At 71.3% G+C, this 20260-nt stretch carries 17 protein-coding genes, 6 tRNA genes, 1 pseudogene and 1 riboswitch; of the genes and pseudogenes, 16 read left to right on the top strand and 8 right to left on the bottom strand.

The genetic code is table 11. From position 1 onward, the window contains the following. Positions 1 to 89 precede the first annotated feature (89 nt). Entirely contained in the window at positions 90 to 296 is a 207-nt protein-coding gene (bldC, locus tag ACWD0Y_RS18760; protein WP_003949541.1) for a developmental transcriptional regulator BldC, read from the top strand. A 421-nt stretch (positions 297 to 717) separates the two neighbouring features. Here the strand turns inward: bldC and ACWD0Y_RS18755 are convergent, their stop codons facing one another. The 3 genes from ACWD0Y_RS18755 to hrpA form a co-directional block, all read right to left on the bottom strand. After that, positions 718 to 963, bottom strand: coding sequence for a DUF6274 family protein (locus tag ACWD0Y_RS18755; RefSeq protein ID WP_450261450.1), 246 nt, complete (start codon positions 961 to 963; stop codon positions 718 to 720). Between the two features lie 124 nt (positions 964 to 1087). Beyond that, positions 1088 to 1162, bottom strand: a tRNA-Asp gene (locus ACWD0Y_RS18750). Between the two features lie 93 nt (positions 1163 to 1255). Beyond that, the gene (hrpA, locus tag ACWD0Y_RS18745; protein ID WP_450261449.1) at positions 1256 to 5176 is read right to left on the bottom strand and encodes an ATP-dependent RNA helicase HrpA; all 3921 of its coding nucleotides are present in this window, start codon (positions 5174 to 5176) and stop codon (positions 1256 to 1258) included. A 380-nt stretch (positions 5177 to 5556) separates the two neighbouring features. Here hrpA and ACWD0Y_RS18740 point away from each other — a divergent pair, with 380 nt between their 5' ends. The 3 genes from ACWD0Y_RS18740 to ACWD0Y_RS18730 all read left to right on the top strand — a co-directional run bounded on the left by ACWD0Y_RS18740 (position 5557) and on the right by ACWD0Y_RS18730 (position 7667). Continuing rightward, a complete protein-coding gene (locus tag ACWD0Y_RS18740) occupies positions 5557 to 5745 on the top strand; it encodes a hypothetical protein (protein WP_450261448.1) in 189 nt (62 codons plus the stop codon). A gap of 297 nt (positions 5746 to 6042) precedes the next feature. Continuing rightward, a complete protein-coding gene (locus ACWD0Y_RS18735) occupies positions 6043 to 6834 on the top strand; it encodes a DsbA family protein (RefSeq protein ID WP_450261447.1) in 792 nt (263 codons plus the stop codon). Then, on the top strand, positions 6831 to 7667 hold the full coding sequence (locus tag ACWD0Y_RS18730; RefSeq protein ID WP_450261446.1) for a cytochrome c biogenesis CcdA family protein: 837 nt from the start codon (positions 6831 to 6833) through the stop codon (positions 7665 to 7667). The genes ACWD0Y_RS18735 and ACWD0Y_RS18730 overlap by 4 nt, the downstream gene beginning before the upstream one ends. A gap of 37 nt (positions 7668 to 7704) precedes the next feature. Here ACWD0Y_RS18730 and ACWD0Y_RS18725 read toward each other — a convergent pair. From ACWD0Y_RS18725 to ACWD0Y_RS18710, 4 genes are all read right to left on the bottom strand, one after another. After that, positions 7705 to 7781 (bottom strand) — tRNA-Phe (locus ACWD0Y_RS18725). Positions 7782 to 7803: 22 nt separating this feature from the next. Then, positions 7804 to 7878, bottom strand: a tRNA-Asp gene (locus ACWD0Y_RS18720). A 39-nt stretch (positions 7879 to 7917) separates the two neighbouring features. Next, a tRNA-Glu gene (locus tag ACWD0Y_RS18715) sits at positions 7918 to 7990 on the bottom strand. A gap of 79 nt (positions 7991 to 8069) precedes the next feature. Further along, positions 8070 to 9626: a metallophosphoesterase family protein gene (locus ACWD0Y_RS18710; protein ID WP_450261445.1), complete on the bottom strand. Its 1557-nt coding sequence runs from the start codon at positions 9624 to 9626 to the stop codon at positions 8070 to 8072. An 87-nt stretch (positions 9627 to 9713) separates the two neighbouring features. Here ACWD0Y_RS18710 and ACWD0Y_RS18705 point away from each other — a divergent pair, with 87 nt between their 5' ends. The 11 genes and pseudogenes from ACWD0Y_RS18705 to ACWD0Y_RS18655 all read left to right on the top strand — a co-directional run bounded on the left by ACWD0Y_RS18705 (position 9714) and on the right by ACWD0Y_RS18655 (position 17743). Continuing rightward, the gene (locus ACWD0Y_RS18705) at positions 9714 to 10076 is read left to right on the top strand and encodes a metallopeptidase family protein (protein ID WP_218058192.1); all 363 of its coding nucleotides are present in this window, start codon (positions 9714 to 9716) and stop codon (positions 10074 to 10076) included. Next, positions 10073 to 10546, top strand: a complete 474-nt coding sequence (locus ACWD0Y_RS18700) for a fluoride efflux transporter FluC (protein WP_450261444.1) — start codon at positions 10073 to 10075, stop codon at positions 10544 to 10546. The genes ACWD0Y_RS18705 and ACWD0Y_RS18700 overlap by 4 nt, the downstream gene beginning before the upstream one ends. Further along, positions 10543 to 10905 carry a fluoride efflux transporter FluC gene (locus ACWD0Y_RS18695; RefSeq protein ID WP_450261443.1) on the top strand — a complete coding sequence of 121 codons (363 nt, stop codon included), beginning with the start codon at positions 10543 to 10545 and terminating at the stop codon, positions 10903 to 10905. The genes ACWD0Y_RS18700 and ACWD0Y_RS18695 overlap by 4 nt, the downstream gene beginning before the upstream one ends. Positions 10906 to 11170: 265 nt before the next feature. After that, positions 11171 to 11719, top strand: a complete 549-nt coding sequence (locus tag ACWD0Y_RS18690; RefSeq protein WP_450261442.1) for a hypothetical protein — start codon at positions 11171 to 11173, stop codon at positions 11717 to 11719. A 226-nt stretch (positions 11720 to 11945) separates the two neighbouring features. Next, positions 11946 to 14198 (top strand): DEAD/DEAH box helicase, encoded by a 2253-nt coding sequence (locus ACWD0Y_RS18685; protein WP_450261441.1) that lies wholly within the window; start codon positions 11946 to 11948, stop codon positions 14196 to 14198. 750 nt (positions 14199 to 14948) lie between these two features. Continuing rightward, positions 14949 to 15341, top strand: coding sequence for an FG-GAP repeat domain-containing protein (locus tag ACWD0Y_RS18680; RefSeq protein ID WP_450261440.1), 393 nt, complete (start codon positions 14949 to 14951; stop codon positions 15339 to 15341). 87 nt (positions 15342 to 15428) lie between these two features. Further along, positions 15429 to 15501 (top strand) — tRNA-Lys (locus ACWD0Y_RS18675). A gap of 138 nt (positions 15502 to 15639) precedes the next feature. Further along, positions 15640 to 15840, top strand: a complete 201-nt coding sequence (locus ACWD0Y_RS18670) for a DUF5988 family protein (RefSeq protein WP_450261439.1) — start codon at positions 15640 to 15642, stop codon at positions 15838 to 15840. Between the two features lie 60 nt (positions 15841 to 15900). After that, a pseudogene (locus tag ACWD0Y_RS18665) lies at positions 15901 to 16167 on the top strand (phosphotransferase-like protein); the annotation flags it as partial. 73 nt (positions 16168 to 16240) lie between these two features. Then, positions 16241 to 16314: transfer RNA gene (locus ACWD0Y_RS18660), tRNA-Met, on the top strand. 184 nt (positions 16315 to 16498) lie between these two features. After that, positions 16499 to 17743 carry a PP2C family protein-serine/threonine phosphatase gene (locus tag ACWD0Y_RS18655; protein ID WP_450261438.1) on the top strand — a complete coding sequence of 415 codons (1245 nt, stop codon included), beginning with the start codon at positions 16499 to 16501 and terminating at the stop codon, positions 17741 to 17743. On the opposite strand, the gene ACWD0Y_RS18650 is transcribed toward ACWD0Y_RS18655, so the two are convergent. Then, entirely contained in the window at positions 17634 to 18665 is a 1032-nt protein-coding gene (locus ACWD0Y_RS18650) for a DUF2332 domain-containing protein (RefSeq protein ID WP_450261437.1), read from the bottom strand. The two genes, ACWD0Y_RS18655 and ACWD0Y_RS18650, sit on opposite strands and share 110 nt — an antisense overlap. A 257-nt stretch (positions 18666 to 18922) precedes the next feature. Next, a riboswitch (cyclic di-AMP (ydaO/yuaA leader) is annotated at positions 18923 to 19069 on the top strand. Positions 19070 to 19080: 11 nt separating this feature from the next. On the opposite strand from ACWD0Y_RS18650, the gene ACWD0Y_RS18645 reads away from it, so the two are divergent. Then, entirely contained in the window at positions 19081 to 20208 is a 1128-nt protein-coding gene (locus ACWD0Y_RS18645) for a M23 family metallopeptidase (RefSeq protein WP_450261436.1), read from the top strand. The last annotated feature ends 52 nt before the right edge of the window (positions 20209 to 20260 follow it).

The following is a 20260-nucleotide window of genomic DNA, read 5'->3' as shown; positions in this document are numbered from 1 at the left end:
CCGCGTCCGCCATTTCGGGCAACGCGGGTCAAGGTGCAGAATTTAGAGGAAAGAACCGTGATGGTTCGGTTCTCCCGAGGAGGCCGCTCATGACCGCTCGCACCCCTGACGCCGAGCCGCTGCTGACCCCGGCTGAGGTTGCCACGATGTTCCGCGTGGACCCGAAGACGGTCACGCGCTGGGCCAAGGCAGGCAAGCTCACGTCCATCCGCACGCTTGGTGGACACCGGCGTTACCGCGAGGCAGAGGTCCGCGCACTGCTTGCGGGCATTCCGCAGCAGCGCAGCGAGGCCTGAACAACTGAATAACCCGCTTTGCCGGGCATTCCTCCGGGTCCCCCAACCCGGACGCCCACCTGAGCACCACACGACAGGCGCCTGCCCCAACAGGCGCCACATCCGGGCTTGATGGATGCGTCGTTGATCGCGCTGGACTCCGCCGGGTCCAGCGCGATCTTTTTTATGCCCGCGGCGGGGTGCCCGACGACCGCTCTGACCTGCGGCGCGCCGGCCTCCGGGGTCCCTCGGGGGAGGGCTGGGGAAGGACGCCGAACGACCCCCTCGGGGGAGTGCAATTGCACATATTAAATTGGCTGGTTGTAGGGAGGGTGTAAGTCCCCCAGTTCCCAAAACTCATGGGGTGACACCCGTCACACGGGGGAACTCTTGTGTATTTCCACCCCGCCAGCGATAGGGCGGGGACGCGCGGCGCCATCCGTCATGACGGCGGGGGGCTCTCGGCTTCGGGGGCTTCGGGGGCTTCGGGGGCTTCGGGGGCTTCGGCGGCCTCCGCGGGCCAGGTGGCCTTCGCCGGCCTCTCCGTCCCCGTCTCCGGCTCCATGGCGAGCCGCAGGAGCCGGTGGCAGATGGGGCAGTGTCTTGTGACGTGGCGGTAGCCCGTCGAGGCCGCCAGATGGGCACGCAGCAGTGCGCGCGTCTCGTGCCTGGCAGTTGATGCGGCCATGCGTCACCTCCCGGTGCGGGCCCCGGGGGCCCTGATGCCTGGTTACCGGTGGCGGATGACGCAGTCAAGACGCAAGAAGGCCCGGATCCTTGTGGATCCGGGCCTTCCCGTACTTCTTCTTGTGCGGTCCTGACGGGATTTGAACCCGCGGCCTCCACCTTGACAGGGTGGCGAGCACTCCAAACTGCTCCACAGGACCTTGCTTCGCTTTGCCGTGTTGTTCGGCGCTGCGAAGACAGACTGTACAGCAGGTCAGGGGGTGCGGGCGAACTCACTCAAGGCGACGGCGGAGTTACGGGGCCGCCGCGTCGATCGCCTTCACGATCCGCTTGTCGGAGACGGGCTGGGCCGTTCCCAGGGCGTGCGCGAAGTAGCTCACCCGCAGCTCCTCGATCATCCAGCGGATGTCCAGGACTTCCCGCGGTACGGGCCTGCCCTGCGGCAGCTGCTCCAGCAGCCAGGCGTACTCGTCCTGCATCTCGTGGACCTTCTCCATGCGCGTGGTGTCGCGCTGGACGGCCGTCGGCATCTGCTGGAGCCTGCGGTCGGCCGCGACGAGATAGCGCATCAGGTCGGGCAGCCGGCGCAGCCCCGTCTTCGTGACGAACCCGGGCGGCACGAGGGCCGCCAGCTGGTCGCGTACGTCGGCGAGGTTGGCCAGCAGCGCCGGGCTGGAGGCGGCCTTCAGGCGGCGCTCGCAGGCCTGCCAGGCGGCCAGGATCTGCTGGACCTGGTTCACCGCGCGCACGGTCGTGTCCACGAGGTCGGCGCGGACCTTGTCGTACAGCTTCCGGAACGATTCCTCGTCCCAGGCCGGACCGCCGTGGTCCGCGATCAGCTTGTCGGCGGCAGCGGTCGCGCAGTCGTCGAAGAGCGCCTGGACCGAGCCGTGCGGATTGCGCGAAAGGGCCAGTTTCTGCTGGTTGCTGAGCTTGTCCGAGGCGAACTTCGCCGGGTTCACCGGGATGTTGAGCAGGATGAGCCGGCGCGTGCCCCGCCACATCTCCTGCTGCTGCTCGGCCTCCGTGTCGAAGAGCCGTACGGCGACGCTCCCGCCCTGGTCGACGAGGGCCGGGTAGGCCCGGACCGGCTGGCCGGCCCTGCGCGTCTCGAAGACGCGGCTGAGCGTGCCGATGGTCCAGTCCGTGAGGCCCGTGCGTTCGACGGACTCGCCCGAGGGGCCCGCAGTCGCCGCGGCGGCCTTGGAGAGGGCCTGACGGGCCTTGGGGCGCAGCTTGAGCCGCAGCGCCTCCAGGTCCTTGTCCTCGGCGAGGTTCCTGCGGCGCTCGTCGACGATCCGGAACGTGATCTTCAGGTGGTCCGGGACGCGCGACAGGTCGAAGTCGTCCGCCTCGACCGGTACGCCGACCATCCGCTTCAGCTCGCGCGCGAGCGTCACCGGCAGCGGCTCCTGCAAGGGCACGGCCCGCTCCAGGAACTTCTGCGCGTAGTTCGGGGCCGGGACGTAGTGGCGCCGGATCGGCTTGGGGAGGGAGCGGATCAGCTCGGTGACCACTTCCTCGCGCAGGCCCGGGATCTGCCAGTCGAAGCCCTCGGACGTGACCTGGTTGAGGACCTGGAGCGGGATGTGGACGGTCACGCCGTCCGCGTCCGCGCCCGGCTCGAACTGGTACGTCACCCGGAACTTGAGCTTCCCCTGGCGCCAGCTGTCCGGATAGTCGTCCTTGGTGACCGCCCCGGCCTTCTCGTTGATGAGCATCTCGCGCTCGAAGTCGAGAAGTTCGGGCTCGTCGCGCTTCTTGTGCTTCCACCACGAGTCGAAGTGCGCGCCCGAGACGACGTGTTCGGGGATGCGCCGGTCGTAGAAGTCGAAGAGCGTCTCGTCGTCCACGAGGATGTCGCGGCGGCGGGCGCGGTGCTCCAGCTCCTCGACCTCGGTCAGGAGCTTGCGGTTGTCCGCGTAGAACTTGTGGTGCGTACGCCAGTCACCCTCGACCAGAGCGTTGCGAATGAAAAGATCGCGGCTGGTCTCCGGGTCGATCCGGCCGTAGTTGACCTTGCGCTGGGCGATGACCGGGACGCCGTACAGCGTGACCCTCTCGTACGCCATGACGGCCGCTTGGTCCTTCTCCCAGTGCGGCTCGCTGTACGTGCGTTTGATGAGGTGCTGGGCGAGCGGCTCGATCCACTCGGGCTCGATCCTCGCGTTGACCCGCGCCCACAGGCGTGACGTTTCGACCAGCTCGGCAGACATGATGAAGCGGGGCTGCTTCTTGAAGAGCGCCGAGCCCGGGAAGATCGCGAACTTGGCGCTGCGGGCACCGAGGTACTCGTTCTTCTCGGTGTCCTTCAGGCCGATGTGGGAGAGCAGACCGGCCAGCAGGGACTGGTGCACGGACAGCTCCGGCGCGTCGTCCTCGTTGACGTGTATGCCCATCTGCTTCGCGACCGAGCGCAGCTGCGTGTAGATGTCCTGCCATTCGCGAATGCGCAGGAAGTTCAGATACTCCGACTTGCACATCCGGCGGAAGCTGGAGGAGCCGCGCTCCTTCTGCTGCTCGCGGACGTACCGCCAGAGATTGAGGAAGGCGAGGAAGTCGGACGTCTCGTCCTTGAAGCGGGCGTGCTGCTGGTCCGCCTGCTGCTGCTTCTCGGACGGGCGCTCGCGCGGGTCCTGGATGGAGAGCGCGGAGGCGATCACCATCACTTCGCGCACGCAGCCGTTCTTGTCCGCCTCCAGGACCATGCGGGCCAGGCGGGGGTCGACCGGGAGCTGGGCGAGCTTGCGGCCCTGCTCGGTGAGCCGCTTCTTCGGGTCCTTCTCGGCCGGATCCAGCGCGCCGAGCTCCTGGAGGAGCTGGACGCCGTCGCGGATGTTGCGGTGGTCCGGCGGGTCGATGAAGGGGAACTTCTCGATGTCGCCGAGGCCGGCCGCGGTCATCTGGAGGATGACGGAGGCCAGGTTCGTCCGCAGGATCTCGGCGTCCGTGAACTCCGGCCGGGTGACGAAGTCGTCCTCGGAGTAGAGCCGGATGCAGATGCCGTCGGACGTACGGCCGCAACGGCCCTTGCGCTGGTTGGCGCTGGCCTGGCTGATCCGCTCGATCGGCAGGCGCTGGACCTTGGTGCGGTGGCTGTAGCGGGAGATGCGGGCGGTGCCCGGGTCGATCACGTACTTGATGCCGGGAACGGTGAGCGAGGTCTCCGCGACGTTGGTGGCGAGGACGATCCGGCGGCCGGTGGGGCGCTGGAAGACGCGGTGCTGCTCGGCGTGCGAGAGGCGTGCGTAGAGGGGGAGGACCTCGGTGTGGCGGAGGTTCCTCTTGTTGAGCGCGTCGGCGGTGTCGCGGATCTCCCGCTCGCCGGACAGGAAGACCAGGATGTCGCCCGGGCCCTCGGCCTGGAGCTCGTCCACGGCGTCGGCGATCGCGGTGATCTGGTCGCGGTCGGAGTCGTCGCCCTCCTCTTCGAGGAGCGGGCGGTACCGGACCTCGACGGGGTACGTACGGCCGCTGACCTCGACGATCGGGGCGTCACCGAAGTGACGGGAGAAGCGCTCGGGGTCGATGGTCGCGGAGGTGATCACGACCTTGAGGTCGGGCCGCCTGGGCAGCAGCTGGGCGAGGTACCCCAGCAGGAAGTCGATGTTGAGGGACCGCTCGTGGGCCTCGTCGATGATGATCGTGTCGTACGCGCGCAGGTCGCGGTCCGTCTGGATCTCGGCGAGCAGGATGCCGTCCGTCATGAGCTTGACGAAGGTGGCGTCCGGGTTGACCTGGTCGGTGAACCGGACCTTCCAGCCGACCGCCTCGCCGAGCGGGGTCTTCAGCTCGTCCGCGATGCGTTCGGCGACGGTGCGGGCGGCGATGCGGCGCGGCTGCGTGTGGCCGATCATGCCCTTCACACCGCGGCCCAGCTCCATACAGATCTTGGGGATCTGGGTGGTCTTGCCCGAGCCGGTCTCGCCCGCGACGATCACGACCTGGTGGTCGCGTATCGCCTCGGCGATGTCGTCCTTGCGCTGGCTGACCGGCAGCGACTCCGGGTACGTGATCTCGGGCACGCGGGCAGCACGCTGCGCCAGGCGGGCGGCGGACTTCTCCGCCTCGGCGGCGATTTCGTCCAGCACGGCCTGTCGGGCCTCGGGCTTGCGGATGCGACGGGCGCCGTCGAGACGGCGGCCGAGCCGGTGGGCGTCGCGGAGCGGCAGCCCGGCGAGCGCGGTCTGGAGGTCGGCGAAGGAAGTAGACATACCTGATTCAGGATCTCACCCGCCGGTTGCGACTGGCGAACCGATTTCGGCCGGGGCGGGCGGGCGGGAGCCTTTACGCTTGGCGGGACGCCCCCCGGACAGGAGATCCCGAGCCAATGCCCCAGGTCAGCCGTCGGTGCCGCGGCGCGGCGACGACGAGCGCGCTGCTGGGGACGTTGCTGGCGCTGGCCGCGTTGCTCCTGTGTACGGACACGAGGGGCGGGGCCCCGGCCGCGACCGCAGCGGTCACGGCCCCGGGCGGGACTCCCGCCTCTGCCTCTGCCTCTGCCCTTGCCCCTGTTTCCGCTCCCGCCTCCGTCTCTGCGCCCGGCTCCGCCGATGAGCGGGAGCCCGGCTGCCGCGAGCGGCACCCGGACGGCGTGGGGAGCGCGCCGGTCACGCCGCCGCGCAAGGGGGCGGCGTACGAGCTGCTGCCCGCCCTGTACGGCGCCGGGCCCGGGGCCGGTTCGTGGGGCGCCGACGGCCCGGCCCCGCGGCCGGCGCCCGGCCACCGGCCGCCGCCGCTGGACCCACCGTCGCCCATAGGTCTCTCGATCCTGCGGGTCTAGCCGAACGGCCCTGCGGGGCCTTCCCCTGCCCGCCCCTCCCCTGAACCGGGGCAGGCCCCGGGCCCCGCGCTCCGGCCCCCTGGCCCCGGACGCGCTTCGGGCGTGTCCTCAAGCTTCGGGCGTGTCCTCAAGCACCGGACGGGCTCGGTGCGGCCGACCGTCCGGCGGGTGAGGGACGGACCCCGGGGCGGGCGCGGGAAACAGCCCCGCCGGGCCCACCGCGCTCCGGTTCACGCCCCCTGCCTCCTCCGCTTCCGCATTCCGCATTCCGCATTCCGTCAGGAGTACCGAACACCCATGGCTCCCTCCCGTAACCGCAACCGCTCCAAGCCCCTCGCCATCGGCGCGGCCGTCGCCGCCGCGGCCGTCCTGCTCGGCGTCGTCTCGTACACCGCCACCAAGCCCGACGGGCGCGATTCCGCCGCGACGGCGGAGGTCTCCTCCGACCCGCAGGCCGACGTCTACGCCGAGCTCGCCAAGCTCGCCCGCCGCGACGCCGGGGACACGCTCGCGCAGGGCAGGGCGGACGCGCCCGTCGTGCTCATCGAGTACGCCGACTTCAAGTGCGGCTACTGCGGAAAGTTCGCCCGCGACACCGAGCCCGCGCTCGTGAAGAAGTACGTCGGCAACGGCACCCTGCGCATCGAGTGGCGCAACTTCCCGATCTTCGGCAAGGAGTCGGACGCGGCGGCCCGCGCCGCGTGGGCGGCCGGGCAGCAGGGCCGCTTCTGGCAGTTCCACGCGGCCGCGTACGCCGACGGGGCCAAGGAGAAGGGCTTCGGGGACGCCAGGCTCAAGGCGCTGGCCGAGGAGGCCGGGGTGGAGGACATCGCCCGCTTCACCCGGGACGCCGGCAGCGAAGCGGCCGTGAAGGCCGTGAAGAAGGACCAGGAGGAGGCGTACCAGCTGGGCGCCACCTCCACGCCGTCGTTCCTCGTCAACGGCCGGCCGATCGCCGGCGCCCAGCCCGCCGAGACCTTCACCGAGGCGATCGAGGCGGCGGCGGAGACGGTGAAGACACAGAAGGCGCAGAAAACAGGGAAGACGAAGACGGGGACGACGGGGAAGACGGACGAGGCGGCGAAGTGAACGCCGACATCGGATACCTGGCCGCCTTCCTCGGCGGCCTGCTCGCCCTGCTCAGCCCGTGCAGCGCGCTGCTGCTCCCCGCCTTCTTCGCGTACTCGATCGACTCGGCGTCACGGCTGATGGCCAGAACCGGCATCTTCTACGCCGGACTCGCCACCACCCTGGTGCCGCTGGGCGCGGCCGGCTCGTACGCCGGGCGGCTCTTCTACGGGCACCGCGACCAGCTCGTCCTCGCCGGCGGCTGGCTGATCATCGCCCTCGGCCTCGCGCAGATCCTCGGCATGGGCTTCGCCCCACGCCGTATCGCCTCCCTCTCCGGGCGGATCCGGCCCACGACGGCCGTCTCGGTGTACGCGCTGGGAGCCGTCTACGGGCTCGCCGGCTTCTGCGCGGGGCCCATCCTCGGCAGCGTCCTCACGGTCGCGGCCGTCAGCGGCAGCCCGGTGTACGGCGGACTGCTGCTGGCCGTCTACGCGCTGGGCATGGCCGTGCCGCTGTTCCTGCTCGCCCTGGGCTGGGAGCGCTTCGAACTGGGCCGGCGGCGCTGGCTGCGCGGGCGGGCGCTGCGGGCGGGGCGCTTCGAACTGCACACCACGTCACTGCTGTCCGGGCTCTTCTTCGTCGCGCTGGGCACGCTCTTCCTCGTGTTCGACGGGACGACGGCCCTGCCCGGACTGCTGGACGTGGACGACTCGTTCGCCGTCGAGCAGTGGGTGGGCGGTCTCGGCGAGGCGGTGCCCGACGCGGTGCTGCTGGCCGCAGTGGTGGCGGTGGTGGCAGTGGTGCTCGCCCTGCGCGCCCGGCGCCGCAAGGCCCCGGCGGAGGAGGGATAAGACGAAAGGCCCCGTCCGGTGGACGGGGCCTTCGAAGTGGTGGCTGGGGCCGGGATCGAACCGGCGACCTATCGCTTTTCAGGCGATCGCTCGTACCAACTGAGCTACCCAGCCACTCGGATCTTTCGATCCGCAGCGGTCCTGACGGGATTTGAACCCGCGGCCTCCACCTTGACAGGGTGGCGAGCACTCCAAACTGCTCCACAGGACCAAGCGTGGTGCGAGACCAAGTCTCGCACACGGTTGTGCGTGCCCCCAACGGGATTCGAACCCGTGCTACCGCCTTGAAAGGGCGGCGTCCTGGGCCACTAGACGATGAGGGCTAGAGCCCGCCTGGGCGCTTTGCAGCGCGTCGGGGACGTGAGAAGCATATGGGATGGCGGGACCGATCGCCAAAACGGTTTACGGGGAGGGCGAGGGGGAGGCCGGGGAGGGGGTCCGCGCGGGGGACGGGGACGGGGTGGCTCCCGGGCTGTTCTCCTGGGGGAGACGGCGGCTGACCTCGGCCGTCGTCAGGCCCAGGCCGCCCAGCGTGATCTCGTCCCAGGCCTGCAGCCGCTTGGTCGTACGGTCCAGGTAGAGCACCGACGCCCGTACCTTCTCCGGCTTCTCGTTCTGGAGTGCGCGCAGGCCGCCGCCGCCCGTCGAGCCCTCGATCTTCAGGCGGGTGCCCTGGTCGAGGACCTCGTTCTTGCGGTTGTGGATGTGTCCGGCCAGGACGAGCGGGACCGTGCCGTCCGTCTCGCGGGCCGCCACCGGGTTGTGCGCCACCGCGATGTCGACGGGCGTGCCGGCGCGCTTCTGGTCGCGCAGGGCCGAGGCGAGGCGGATGCCCGCCATGCGCTCGGCCGGGTCGCCCTGTGCCTCGACCGAGCGGTCCGGGGTGAACTGCGGGTCGCCCGTGCCCGCGATCCGCAGCCCCGCCACCGTCACCGCCCTGCCCTCGTCGAGGACGTGCACGCCCTTGAGCCGTTCGAGGTAGCGCTGGGTGGCGGCCGAGTCGTGGTTGCCGCGGACCCACACGTACGGGGCGCCGAGGTCGGAGATCGGGTCGAGGAAGCCGTTCTCGGCGGCGGTGCCGTGGTCCATGGTGTCGCCGGAGTCGATGATCACGTCGATGTCGTACTGCTCGACGAGCGAGCCGATGATGTGCCACGACGCCGGATTGAGATGGATGTCCGAGACGTGCAGCACGCGCATCGTGGCCGGGTCCGGCTGGTAGGTCGGGAGGGTCGACGTGGCGTCGTACAGCTTCGTCACATTGGTGACGAGCCGCGCCAGTTCCTTCTGGTAGACGTCGAACTCGCTGACGATGCTGCGCGCGTTGCCGACCACGGAGGGCGCGGAGGAGAGCAGCCCGGAGAACTTCGGCTCCAGGACCGACTTCGGGTTCCAGGTGGCGTACGCGCTGATGCCCGACGCCGTCAGCAGGGCGAGCGCGAGACCGCCGGCCGCCAGGGCGCGGCGCGGGCGCCGGTAGACGGCCAGGCCGAGGGCGGTGGCGCCCGACACGACGGCGACGCAGGAGCGCACGGCCAGTTCGGTGGCGCCGTCGGCGACGTCCTCGGAGATCTCCTCCTGGAGGCCGGAGAGGCGTTCGGGGTGTTCGACGAGGGCCTGGGAGCGGACCGGGTCGAGCTGGTCGATGTCCACGTCGAGACGGACGGGGGCGGTGTGGGTGTCGAGTTCGAGGGCGCCGAGAGGGGAGACGTTGATCTTCGTGCCGCCGGCGGCGGACGCGCGCAGCGTCATGGTCGCGTCCACCGGGCCGACCGGCGTACGGACACTGCCGACGATCAGCAGGCCGAGCCAGGCGCCGCAGAGAACCACCGCGGTGAGGCCGAACATCCGCGCATAGGGGTGCGGGGCGTGTACGAGGGTGCTGGTGGGGGCGGTGTGGTGGGAGCGGTAGTGGCGTTGCAGCCGGGTGAGCACGGCACGAAAAGGAGCGCGGGCCATTGCTGCCGTATGCCCATGCGGGAGGCGGCCCATGCCCACTGGCGCCCACCCCCGCCCGTCGGGCGGAATCTACGTGACAATGGCCAGGTGCTGGAGATGACGCGTGAGGAGTTCGAGGAACTGGTCGCCGAGGCGCTGGACAGGATCCCGCCGGAGCTGACGCGGCTGATGGACAATGTCGCGGTGTTCGTGGAGGACGAGCCGTCGGCGGACCACCCGGACCACGAACCGGATCTGCTCGGACTGTACGAGGGGACCCCGCTGACCGACCGCGGCGAGTGGTACGCCGGGGTGCTGCCGGACCGGATCACGATCTTCCGGGGGCCGACGCTGCGGATGTGCGAATCCCGGGAGGACGTCGTCGCGGAGACGGAGATCACCGTCGTCCACGAGGTGGCGCACCACTTCGGGATCGACGACGAGAGGCTGCACGCGCTGGGGTACGGGTGAACCGCGCGACCGGTCCCGACGGCGCGATCGACCCGGACGTCGACCTGCGTGTGCCCGCGCACCGCGCCGAGACCGCCGGGAGCGGCGGGTGGCGGGTGCTCGCGGCGGTCTCGGCGGGCGGCGTGCTGGGGGCGCTGGCCCGGTACGGGGCGGGGGCGGTGTGGCCCGGGAGCGTGTGGACGACCTTCGGCGTCAATGTGGTGGGAAGCGCGCTGATCGGGGTGCTGATGGTGCTGGTGAGCGAGCAGGGGCGGGGGCACGCGCTGGTCCGGCCGTTCCTGGGGGCCGGTGTGCTGGGCGGCTTCACGACCTTCTCGACGTACGCCCTGGATGTGGCCCGGCTGCTGGACCGGGGCGACGCGCTCACCGCGCTGGGGTACGCCGCCGGGACGTTCGCGGGGGCGCTCGGCGCGGTGTGGGCGGCGGTTGCGGTGACGCGGGCGGCCGTGGGGCGGGTGGCGGACGCGTGACCTGGCTGCTGGTGGCGGCCGGGGCCGCGGTCGGGGCGCCGCTGCGGTACCTGACGGACCGCGCGGTCCAGGGGCGGCACGATTCGGTGTTCCCGTGGGGGACGCTCGTGGTCAACGCGGGGGCGAGCCTGGTGCTGGGGGCGCTGGCGGGAGCGCTGGTGTCCTCGGGGACGTACGCGCTGCTCGGGACCGGGCTGTGCGGGGCCCTTTCGACGTACTCGACCTTCAGCTACGAGACGCTGCGGCTGGCGGAGCGCGGCTGGACGTTCCTGGCGGCGGCGAACGCGGGGGCGTCGCTGCTGGTGGGTCTCGGCGCGGTCTTTCTGGGATTCGATCTTGCGCGGGGGCTGCTGGGGTGACGGCCCGCGGGGCGTCTGTCGCTCGTGGGTGGTGCGCGGGCGGCGGGTGCTTGTCCCGCGCGGTTCCTGCCTGTCCCCTGCCTTTCCCCGGGCCTCCCTTGCGCGTCCCTTGCGTGTCCCTTGTGGGGCAAAGGGAGTTGGGCAGTGAAATCCCGCTTGCCGTGCCCCGGAGGTGCCGCCCGTGCGCCAGTTGCCCCATCCTGTCCGATTGGCCCCGGCCCGATTGGCCGCTGTCGTGCTCGTGGCCGCGGCGTCGGCGGGCTGCATGAGCGTGACCGACGAGGGGAGCGAGCCGGCGCCCACCCGCCCGGCGGCCCGGCAGGGCGCGGCGGCGGAACCCGACGGGGCGAAGGCGAGGATCGGGACGGGGATCGGGACGGGGATCGGCCACACCGGCGGGCAGGCGGCGTCCAGCCGCGACGGCGGCAAGGGGGCCAAGGGCGGCAAGAACGCCAGGGTGGACGACGACGGCAAGGCCGGGGACGACGCGTCGGCGGGCCCCCGCTCGTCGCCGGGCGTCTCCGCCGCGCCGTCGAAGAGCGGCCAGGCCCCGCCCCCGAAGGGCGGCCCCCGGCCGAAGCCGCGCCCCGGCGTGCCGGCGCCGACGGAGAGCACGGCGGCACCGACGCGCCCGCCCGAGCCCACCGAGCCGCCGCCGACCACGGAGCCGCCCCCCGTGACGCCGTCCGAGCCGGAGCCGGGCACGCCGCCGCCCTCGGCGTCGCCGGCGGCCGGCACGCAGACCGCGGCGATGGGGGAGCGGCGTGAAAGGGAGCGCAAGCCGGTGGCATCACCGCAGGTCGGGCCGGTGTAGGGACCCCGGTTTGCCAGAAGGGGGGGAGGGTGCGTATGGTTATAGATCGTTTGATCCCATTGCCCGGCGCCGTTGAGTTCTCGTAAAGAACGAGGACCTGGAGCGCCCCGTGGCGCGTACTCTCCCTTACCGTGACTGACCGCACTGAGGCGGTCGATTTGCGATTGATTTGCGATTTCACGGAGTTTGGGCGCGTGCCGAGACTCCGAGAGGTTTCGCATTTCGCATGTCCATTTCCAGCACTGACCGCACCGCCATGCCCGAGAACGAGACGGCCGTAGAGGCCGCCGACGTCATCGAGGCCACCGAGATCACCGCAGAGATCGACGAGATTGTCGAGATCGACGACGCGATCGAGGCCGACGCCGAGGCCGCCGAGCCCGCCGAGCCCGCCGAGGCCGACGCCGAGCCCGCCGAGCCCGCCGTGACCTTCGCCACCCTGGGCCTGCCCGACGGCGTCGTCCGCAAGCTCGCGCAGAACGGCGTCACCGCCCCCTTCCCGATCCAGGCCGCGACCATTCCGGACGCCCTGGCCGGCAAGGACATCCTGGGCCGCGGTCGCACCGGCTCCGGCAAGACGCTCTCCTTCGGTCTGCCGACCCTGGCCACGCTGGCCGGCGGTCACACCGAGAAGAAGAAGCCCCGCGCGATCATCCTGACCCCGACGCGTGAGCTCGCGATGCAGGTCGCGGACGCGCTGCAGCCGTACGGCGACGTACTCGGCCTGAAGATGAAGGTCGTCTGCGGCGGTACGTCCATGAGCAACCAGATCTACGCCCTGGAGCGCGGTGTCGACGTCCTCGTCGCCACCCCGGGCCGCCTGCGCGACATCATCAACCGCGGCGCCTGCTCGCTCGAGAACGTCCAGATCGCCGTCCTCGACGAGGCCGACCAGATGTCCGACCTGGGCTTCCTGCCCGAGGTCACCGAGCTGCTCGACCAGATCCCCGGCGGCGGCCAGCGGATGCTCTTCTCCGCCACCATGGAGAACGAGATCAGCACGCTGGTCAAGCGCTACCTGACGAACCCCGTCACGCACGAGGTCGACAGCGCGCAGGGCAACGTCTCGACCATGACCCACCACGTCCTCGTCGTGAAGCCGAAGGACAAGGCGCCGGTCACGGCCGCGATCGCCGCCCGCAAGGGCCGCACGATCATCTTCGTCCGCACCCAGCTGGGCGCGGACCGCATCGCCGAGCAGCTCCAGGACTCGGGCGTCAAGGCCGACGCGCTGCACGGCGGCATGACGCAGGGCGCCCGTACGCGCGTCCTCGAGGACTTCAAGAAGGGCTACGTCAACGCCCTGGTCGCCACCGACGTCGCCGCTCGCGGCATCCACGTCGACGGCATCGACCTGGTGCTCAACGTGGACCCGGCCGGTGACCACAAGGACTACCTGCACCGCTCGGGCCGTACCGCCCGCGCCGGCAAGTCCGGTGTCGTCGTCTCCCTGTCGCTGCCGCACCAGCGCCGCCAGATCTTCCGCCTGATGGAGGACGCGGGCGTCGACGCCTCGCGCCACATCGTCGGCGGAGCGGGCGCGTTCGAGCCGGAGGTCGCCGAGATCACCGGCGCCCGTTCGCTGACCGAGGTCCAGGCCGACTCCGCGAGCAACGCCGCCAAGCAGGCGGAGCGCGAGGCCAAGGAGCTCACCCGTGAGCTGGAGCGCGTCCAGCGCCGTGCGACCGAGCTCCGCGAGGAGGCCGACCGTCTGGTCGCCCGCGCGGCGCGTGAGCGCGGCGAGGACCCGGAGGAGGCTCTCGCCGAGGCGGCCAAGGCCGCCGAGGCCGAGCTCGCGGCCGCCGAGGCTGCCGCCGCTGTGCCGGCCCAGCCGGTGGAGCGTCGTGACGAGCGCGGCAACTTCCAGCGCCGTGACGACCGCGGCGGCGACCGCGGTGACCGCGGTGGTTTCCGTCGTGACGACCGCGGTGGCGACCGTGGTGGCTTCCGCCGCGACGACCGTGGTGGCGAGCGTGGCGGCTTCCAGCGCCGTGACGACCGTCCGGCCGGTGGCGACCGTGGCGGCCGTCCGTTCGAGCGCCGTGACGACCGCGGCGGTGACCGTGGCGGCTTCCGCCGTGACGACCGTGGTGGCGAGCGTGGCGGCTTCCAGCGCCGTGACGACCGTCCGGCTGGTGGCGACCGTGGCGGCCGTCCGTTCGAGCGCCGTGACGACAACCGTGGCGGCGGCTTCCGTCGCGACGACCGTCGTGACGACAACCGCGGTGGTGGCGACCGTGGCGGCTTCCAGCGCCGTGACGACCGTCCGGCCACCGGTGGCGGCTTCCGCTCCGGCGGCCACGACCGTCCGTTCAACCGCGACCGCCGTGACGACCGTCCGGCCGGCGGCGGCTTCCGCTCCGGCGGCCACGACCGCCCGCAGGGCCGTCGTGACGACCACCGCGGCAGCGGCAGCACCGGCACCGGCACCGGCTCGTTCGGCCGCCGTGACGACAAGCCGCGCTGGAAGCGCAGCTGACAGCTGACGGCTGATCAACTCGGCGGCATAGGCCGCTGATCTGCGAAGGCGGGCCCGTTCTCCACGAACGGGCCCGCCTTTCTTTTTTCTTTTCCCCACATACGTCACTGCTGTTACGCTCCGCCCACTCGCATGGGGAGCACTGCCGGGGGGCGTGGCTCGATTCGATTCGCCGACGGCGCGCGCACAGCCGCCGTCGCCTTCCCATGCCTTCTTCAGGCTCCCGGGGAGGGACCTCAGTGACACGTCATGCCCTTGTACGCGGCACGATCGCCGCAGCCGTGGGAGTCGGCCTCGTCGCGCCCATGAACGCTGCGGTGGCGGTGGAGACGCCGGCCTCACAGGAAGTCGTCGTTCCCACGACCTTCCGGAACGAGGCCCGGACGGCCACGCTCATGTCGTCCGCTCAGGGCTGGGACGCGGACGGAGTCGGCACACGTGGAGTGTTCCACCGCGAAAGCGGTCTCTCCGAGTGGCAGTGGACGCGCTTCGAGGACGGCAAGACCTCCGCGGTGCCGGCCGCCGGCTCCGGCCGTTCCACGGGAACCGACGCGCTGGCCCATGTCGACGGCCGGGAGGTGGAACTCCGGGACGCGTCGGACGGTACGGTCCGCAGGCTCACCGTGCCGAGTGGGCTGACCCATCTGCGTACCTACGGCAGCACGGTCGTCGCCGTCAGGAGCGTCATCGGTGCGGACGGCACGACCACCAAGTGGCTGCACTTCCTGTCGCCCGACGGCGACGGGAGACATGTACTTCTACGCGGGCGCGGCCGGCGGGAAGTTCAGCGCCAAGGTGCGGATCGGCGCGAACTGGAAGACGTACGGGCGGATCACCGGTGTCGGCGACATCACCGGCGACGGCAAGGCGGATCTGCTCGGGCACGACAGGTCGGGCGGGCTGTGGCGCTACGACGGCACGGGGAACGGCACGTTCAAGGGGCGGGTCCAGGTCTTCAAGGACTGGGGCCGGTCGTACGACGCCGTCGTCGGCGTCGGTGACCTGAACGGTGACGGCAAGGCGGACATCGTCGAACGCGACTCCGCCGGGAAGCTGTTCCGCAACGACGGCGACGGCCGCGGTTCCTTCGGCAACCGCACGCAGATCGCCACCGGCTGGCAGAACTACAAGGGTCTGTTCTAGGGTCCGGGCAGACTCCGACGGGCCCGGCGACCGATACCCGATCGGCTGCCGGGCTTGCTGCGGCTATGCTCGGGGGTGACGCGCCGAGGGCCGTTAGCTCAATTGGCAGAGCAGCGGACTTTTAATCCGTTGGTTGTGGGTTCGAGTCCCACACGGCCTACCGCCCCAGGCGGCCGGGAATCCCGGCCGGTCTGCACGTCAGCGCCCCGCCGGGCCCGTCCCGGCCGGGGCGCTTTCGTGTCTTCGGCCCCGGGCGCGTCCGGGTGCGCGCCGGCTCGTGCCTGGGAAGACTGGGGGCATGACGGACAAGGCACTCCTCGAAGGCGGCCCGGAGGATCTGCGCGAGCGGATCGTCCCGATCACTCCTCCCGGGCAGGAACTGAAGATTCCGCACCGCGGCGGGTACGAACACTTCAAAGTCACGACGAGGCACCAGGACAGTGACGAAGGACGGCTGACCGTCTACGAGTGGTGGGAGCGGACGGAGGTCGCCGAGTAGCGCCGGCGGACAACGCCCATCGCCCGGGCAGGGGTTGGGCGCGGTCGTCACAGTGACGCCGTGACAGTCCGGGTGATCGTCCTCAACGGTGGTTCCAGCTCGGGCAAGTCGGGCATCGCGCGCTGCTTGCAGGCCGTACTGCCCGGGACCTGGCCGCCCTTCGGGGCCGGCACGCTGGTCGAGGCCGTGCCCGCGTCGCTGCGGCAGGCGGAGACCGGCGGGATCGGGTTCGGGGCGGACGGGCAGGTGTCCGTGGGAGACGAGTTCCGGGCGCTGGACGTGGCGTGGAGCCGTGGGGTCGCCGAGATGGCGCGCGCGGGTGATCGCCGCACGGGTGATCGCCGCGCAGGCGTAAATGGTCGGAGCCGGTCCCCGAATGGCGTAGAGTTGGGTTCAACGACGCGGGGTGGAGCAGCTCGGTAGCTCGCTGGGCTCATAACCCAGAGGTCGCAGGTTCAAATCCTGTCCCCGCTACTGAAGAAGAAGACGAAGGTCCGGATCTCGGAAGAGATCCGGACCTTCGTCGTTCGCGGCTCGCACGAGGCGCCGCCGTCCCCCGGTCGGCTGCCCCCGGACGGCCGTGCGGCGCGGCTACGGCCAGCCTGGGCCGGGCACGGTACCGTCCGCACGCGGATGCGGAGCGAGCGGGAGACCACAGGTGGGGAAGCAAGGCGGAGCGGGCGTCGACGCCGTGGGGGCGGCCCGGCACTTCCTCCGGGCCCTGCCGGCGCTGCTGATCGTCGGCGGGCTCGTCTTCGACGTCGTCACGCCGCCGCACTTCACCGCGGCACCGCTCTTCGCCGCCGCCCCGCTGATCGCCGCGCCGTTCTTCTCCCTGCACAACACGCTCCTGGCCGGTGGCGCCGCGGTCGCCGCCGTCGTGGGGCTGCACCTGTACAACGGCACCTCGACCGAGATCGAGTCCGTGACCGAACTGGTCACCGTCGTCACCGTCGCCGTCCTCGCGCTGGTCATCAACCGCGTCGTACGCCGCAGCGGGGAGCAGCTCGCCTCCGCCCGCACCATCGCCGAGGCGGCCCAGCGCGCCGTGATCCCCACGCCCCCCGCCCGGATCGCCGGCCTGCACGTCGCGGCGCGGTACGAGGCCGCGCAGGCGGACGCGTTCATCGGCGGGGACCTCTTCGCCGTGCAGGACACACCGGCCGGAGTACGGCTGGTGGTCGGCGACGTACGCGGGAAGGGCCTCGAGGCGGTGGAGGCGGTGGCCGTCGTCATCGGGGCGTTCCGGGAGGCCGCCGAGCAGGAGAGGTCGCTCGAAGGCGTCGTGCAGCGGCTGGAGCGGGCGCTCATGCGGGAGGGCGCGCGGCGGGACGGGCTCGACGCCTTCGAGGGGTTCACGACCGCCGTACTCGCCGAGATCCCGCGCGGCCGGGGTGTCGTGCGGCTGGTCAACCGCGGCCATCCGGAGCCGCTCATGCTGTACGCCGACGGGGCTCTCACGGAGATCGTGCCGGACGAGGCCGCGCTGCCGCTGGGGATGGGCGAGCTGGGGACCTGGCCCGACCGGGCCCAGGAGCGCGCGTTCCCGCCGGGCGCCACGCTGCTGCTCTTCACCGACGGCCTCTCCGAGGCCAGGAACGCCGCCGGCGTCTTCTACGATCCGCCCGCGCGGCTGCGCGGGCGGATCTTCCCGGGCCCCGAGGAACTGCTGGACGCGATCACCGACGACGTACGGCTGCACACGCACGGGGCCGCCACGGACGACATGGCCCTGCTGGCGGTCGCACGGCCCGCCGAGGGGCAGCCGGACCGCCGCCGGACCGTGAGCCTGGTCAGGCGGGTGGCGTCACACCCGTCATACCCGTCGCGCCCGGCGCGTCCGGCGCACTCGTCGCACTCGTCGCACCGAACCAGTGGAGACTCTGACCGTGCGGAGCAGTGAAGGCGACCGCGCGCTCGTCGAGGGCGAGGGTGAGCAGGTGCTCGTCGTCGGGGGCGGGGGCGTCGAGCCAGGGCAGCACGGTGTGGTGCTCGTTGGAGATCCAGTGGCCCGGCAGCTCGCGGACGAGCGCGGCGAACTCCTCGCGGCGGGCGAGCGGCAGGTAGGTCAGTACGGCGGTGTGGAAGACGACCAGGGTGGCGTCCGCCGGGGCTTCGGCGGCCAGCGCCGGGAGTTCGTCGACGAGGTCGCCGCGGACGATGCGGGGGCGGGGCGCCGTACGTACGGCCTCGATGGCGGCGAGCTGCTGACGCGGGCGCTCCGCGCGGCCAGGCCAGATCAGTGACTGGAGCCAGCGGACGTCGTCCTCGTCGGTGGTGTCGAGGGGGTTGAGGTCGATGCCGGCGCGCCAGGCGATGCCGGGCAGCGCGGTGGGCAGGGGCGCGGGGCCCTCCGTGCGGCAGTCGAAGGTGACGGGGGAGGAGCCCAGGACGGCGCCGCCGTCGTAGCGGTAGGCGTAGCGGTCGGGGTGGAGGCACAGGCCGGCGGAGGCGCCGACCTCGATGAGGGCGAGGGGCTGCGGGAGCGCGGCGAGGAGGGGCAGCAGGGTGGCGCAGCGGGCGGGCTCGTTGGTCTGGGTGAAGCGGGTCAGCACGACGGCGCGTACGGCGTCCCAGTGGGCCAGGGTCCAGGCGCGGAAGGGCGCCCACCGCTCGTAGGGACCGCCGAGGAAGCGGACGGCCGCGAGGAGGAGATTGGGCTGCTGCTTGTTGCCGGGCGGCAGGGCGGCGATGAGGGCGCAGAGGTCCTCGTCCTCGCTGATGCGGGCGGTGAGTTCGGCGTAGACGGGGGAGACGCCGTGCGCCTGCTGTGCGGAGAACTCGCGGTAGCGGCCGGCCACGGACCGCGTGCTGTTGACAACCATGGTGACGAAACTAGGCCCACGACGCTGTGTAGTCGTAAGACACCACTGCGCATAACAATTGACGAACCGTCATGAAGACGAGGTTTCAGAGTGCCGATCGGGGGCAGGTCAACTCGCCCTACTGTGACCACTTGTGTGGTGATTGGTTCAGGCCAATATCGTTAACGATCAACTGGAACAGCTTGGAAAGCGGACCTGGTGTCTATTAACGTTCGATAACGCAGCGCGGTCGTCCCAGTCGTCGCAAGAGGCGACACCGTGCGCACGCGCCGAATTCCGCAAGGGAACCGGGGAACCACGTTCCTTGGGGTGAATCGGACTCCTTCGTACCTACGAGGAGCCCGTAGGAGACCTTCCTGCTCCGAACCCGTCAGCTAACCCGGTAGGCGAGAAGGAAGGAAAGGAGCACGCCTCCGTGGCGTCCAACAGGCCTGCCCCCGAAGCCACCCTGCCCTCTTACGGGTACGAGGTACCGAACGTACCGAACGCCGCCGCCATTCCCGGTGGCGCGGAGGGAACCTGGGAAGAGTGGAATCCCACCGAGGAGTCCATCCGTCCCGTGCGCGGCCGTCATCGCGTCGCCAAGCAGCGCGGTGGAATCGGCCGTAGTTCCACCGTTCTCGGCGTCGGCGTCATCGCCGCGGTCGGTGCGGGGGGCATAGCCACCGCGCAGGACAAGCCGGCCGTCTCGATCTCCCTTCCCGACGCGATCGCGGACTCGCTGCCCGACGCCAAGTCCCTTCCCGGCATAGGCGCCTTGATGTCCGACGACTCGGACTCCGGCTCGGGCTCCGGCGGCCAGGCGGGTACAGGCACGGCGGGCCAGGCGATCCTGGCCGCCGCCCCGCTCACCACCGCGGGCGTCTCCACCGCCGACGCGCAGCAGGGCACCACCGACGCGGGCGAGGCACTGCGCGCCCGCATCCTCCAGCAGGCCGAGCAGCAGCAGGACGCCGCCGACACCGAGGCCAAGGTGGCCGCCGAGGCGAAGGCCGCCGAGCAGGCCGCGGCCGAGGCTGCCGAGCAGCAGAGCGCGGCGGAGGCCAAGGCCGAGGAGGAGAAGCGGAAGGCCGAGGAGGAGAAGCGGAAGGCGGAGGAAGAGGCCGCGCGCAAGGCCGAGCAGGAGCGGCTCGCCAAGCTGGCCGCCAGCTACTCGATGCCGCTCTCGTCGTACACGCTCACCTCCACCTACGGCCAGTCCGGCTCGATGTGGTCCTCCGGCCACCACACCGGCCTGGACTTCGCCGCCCCGAAGGGCACGCCGCTCAAGGCCGTGCACGGCGGCACCATCAAGTCGGCGGGCTGGTCGGGCGCGTACGGCTACCGCATCGTCCTGGAGCTCCCGGACGGCACGGAGATCTGGTACTGCCACCTCTCCTCGATGACCGTCACCTCCGGAGAGGTCGGAACGGGCGACGTCATCGGCCGCGTGGGCGCCACCGGCAATGTGACGGGAGACCACCTGCACCTCGAAGTGCACACGCCCGGCGGCGCCGGTATCGACCCGGCCGCGTGGCTGCGGGACAAGGGCCTCACGGTCTGACGGTGTTTCCCGCGGTTCCCCCCGATCCCCGGCAGTCCTGGCACACACCCCC

This window comes from Streptomyces altiplanensis, assembly GCF_053591575.1.
Note: the sequence above shows the minus strand (reverse complement) of the source record. Positions and strands in the feature narration are given on the sequence as shown.

Coding starts and splice junctions, on each gene's coding strand:
- ACWD0Y_RS18670 (WP_450261439.1), top strand. CDS start 15,640: ATGACGGACAAGGCACTCCTCGAAGGCGGCCCGGAGGATCTGCGCGAG.
- hrpA (WP_450261449.1), bottom strand. CDS start 5,176: ATGTCTACTTCCTTCGCCGACCTCCAGACCGCGCTCGCCGGGCTGCCG.
- ACWD0Y_RS18650 (WP_450261437.1), bottom strand. CDS start 18,665: ATGGTTGTCAACAGCACGCGGTCCGTGGCCGGCCGCTACCGCGAGTTC.
- ACWD0Y_RS18710 (WP_450261445.1), bottom strand. CDS start 9,626: ATGGCCCGCGCTCCTTTTCGTGCCGTGCTCACCCGGCTGCAACGCCAC.
- bldC (WP_003949541.1), top strand. CDS start 90: ATGACCGCTCGCACCCCTGACGCCGAGCCGCTGCTGACCCCGGCTGAG.
- ACWD0Y_RS18680 (WP_450261440.1), top strand. CDS start 14,949: ATGTACTTCTACGCGGGCGCGGCCGGCGGGAAGTTCAGCGCCAAGGTG.
- ACWD0Y_RS18755 (WP_450261450.1), bottom strand. CDS start 963: ATGGCCGCATCAACTGCCAGGCACGAGACGCGCGCACTGCTGCGTGCC.
- ACWD0Y_RS18685 (WP_450261441.1), top strand. CDS start 11,946: ATGTCCATTTCCAGCACTGACCGCACCGCCATGCCCGAGAACGAGACG.
- ACWD0Y_RS18735 (WP_450261447.1), top strand. CDS start 6,043: ATGGCTCCCTCCCGTAACCGCAACCGCTCCAAGCCCCTCGCCATCGGC.
- ACWD0Y_RS18690 (WP_450261442.1), top strand. CDS start 11,171: ATGAGCGTGACCGACGAGGGGAGCGAGCCGGCGCCCACCCGCCCGGCG.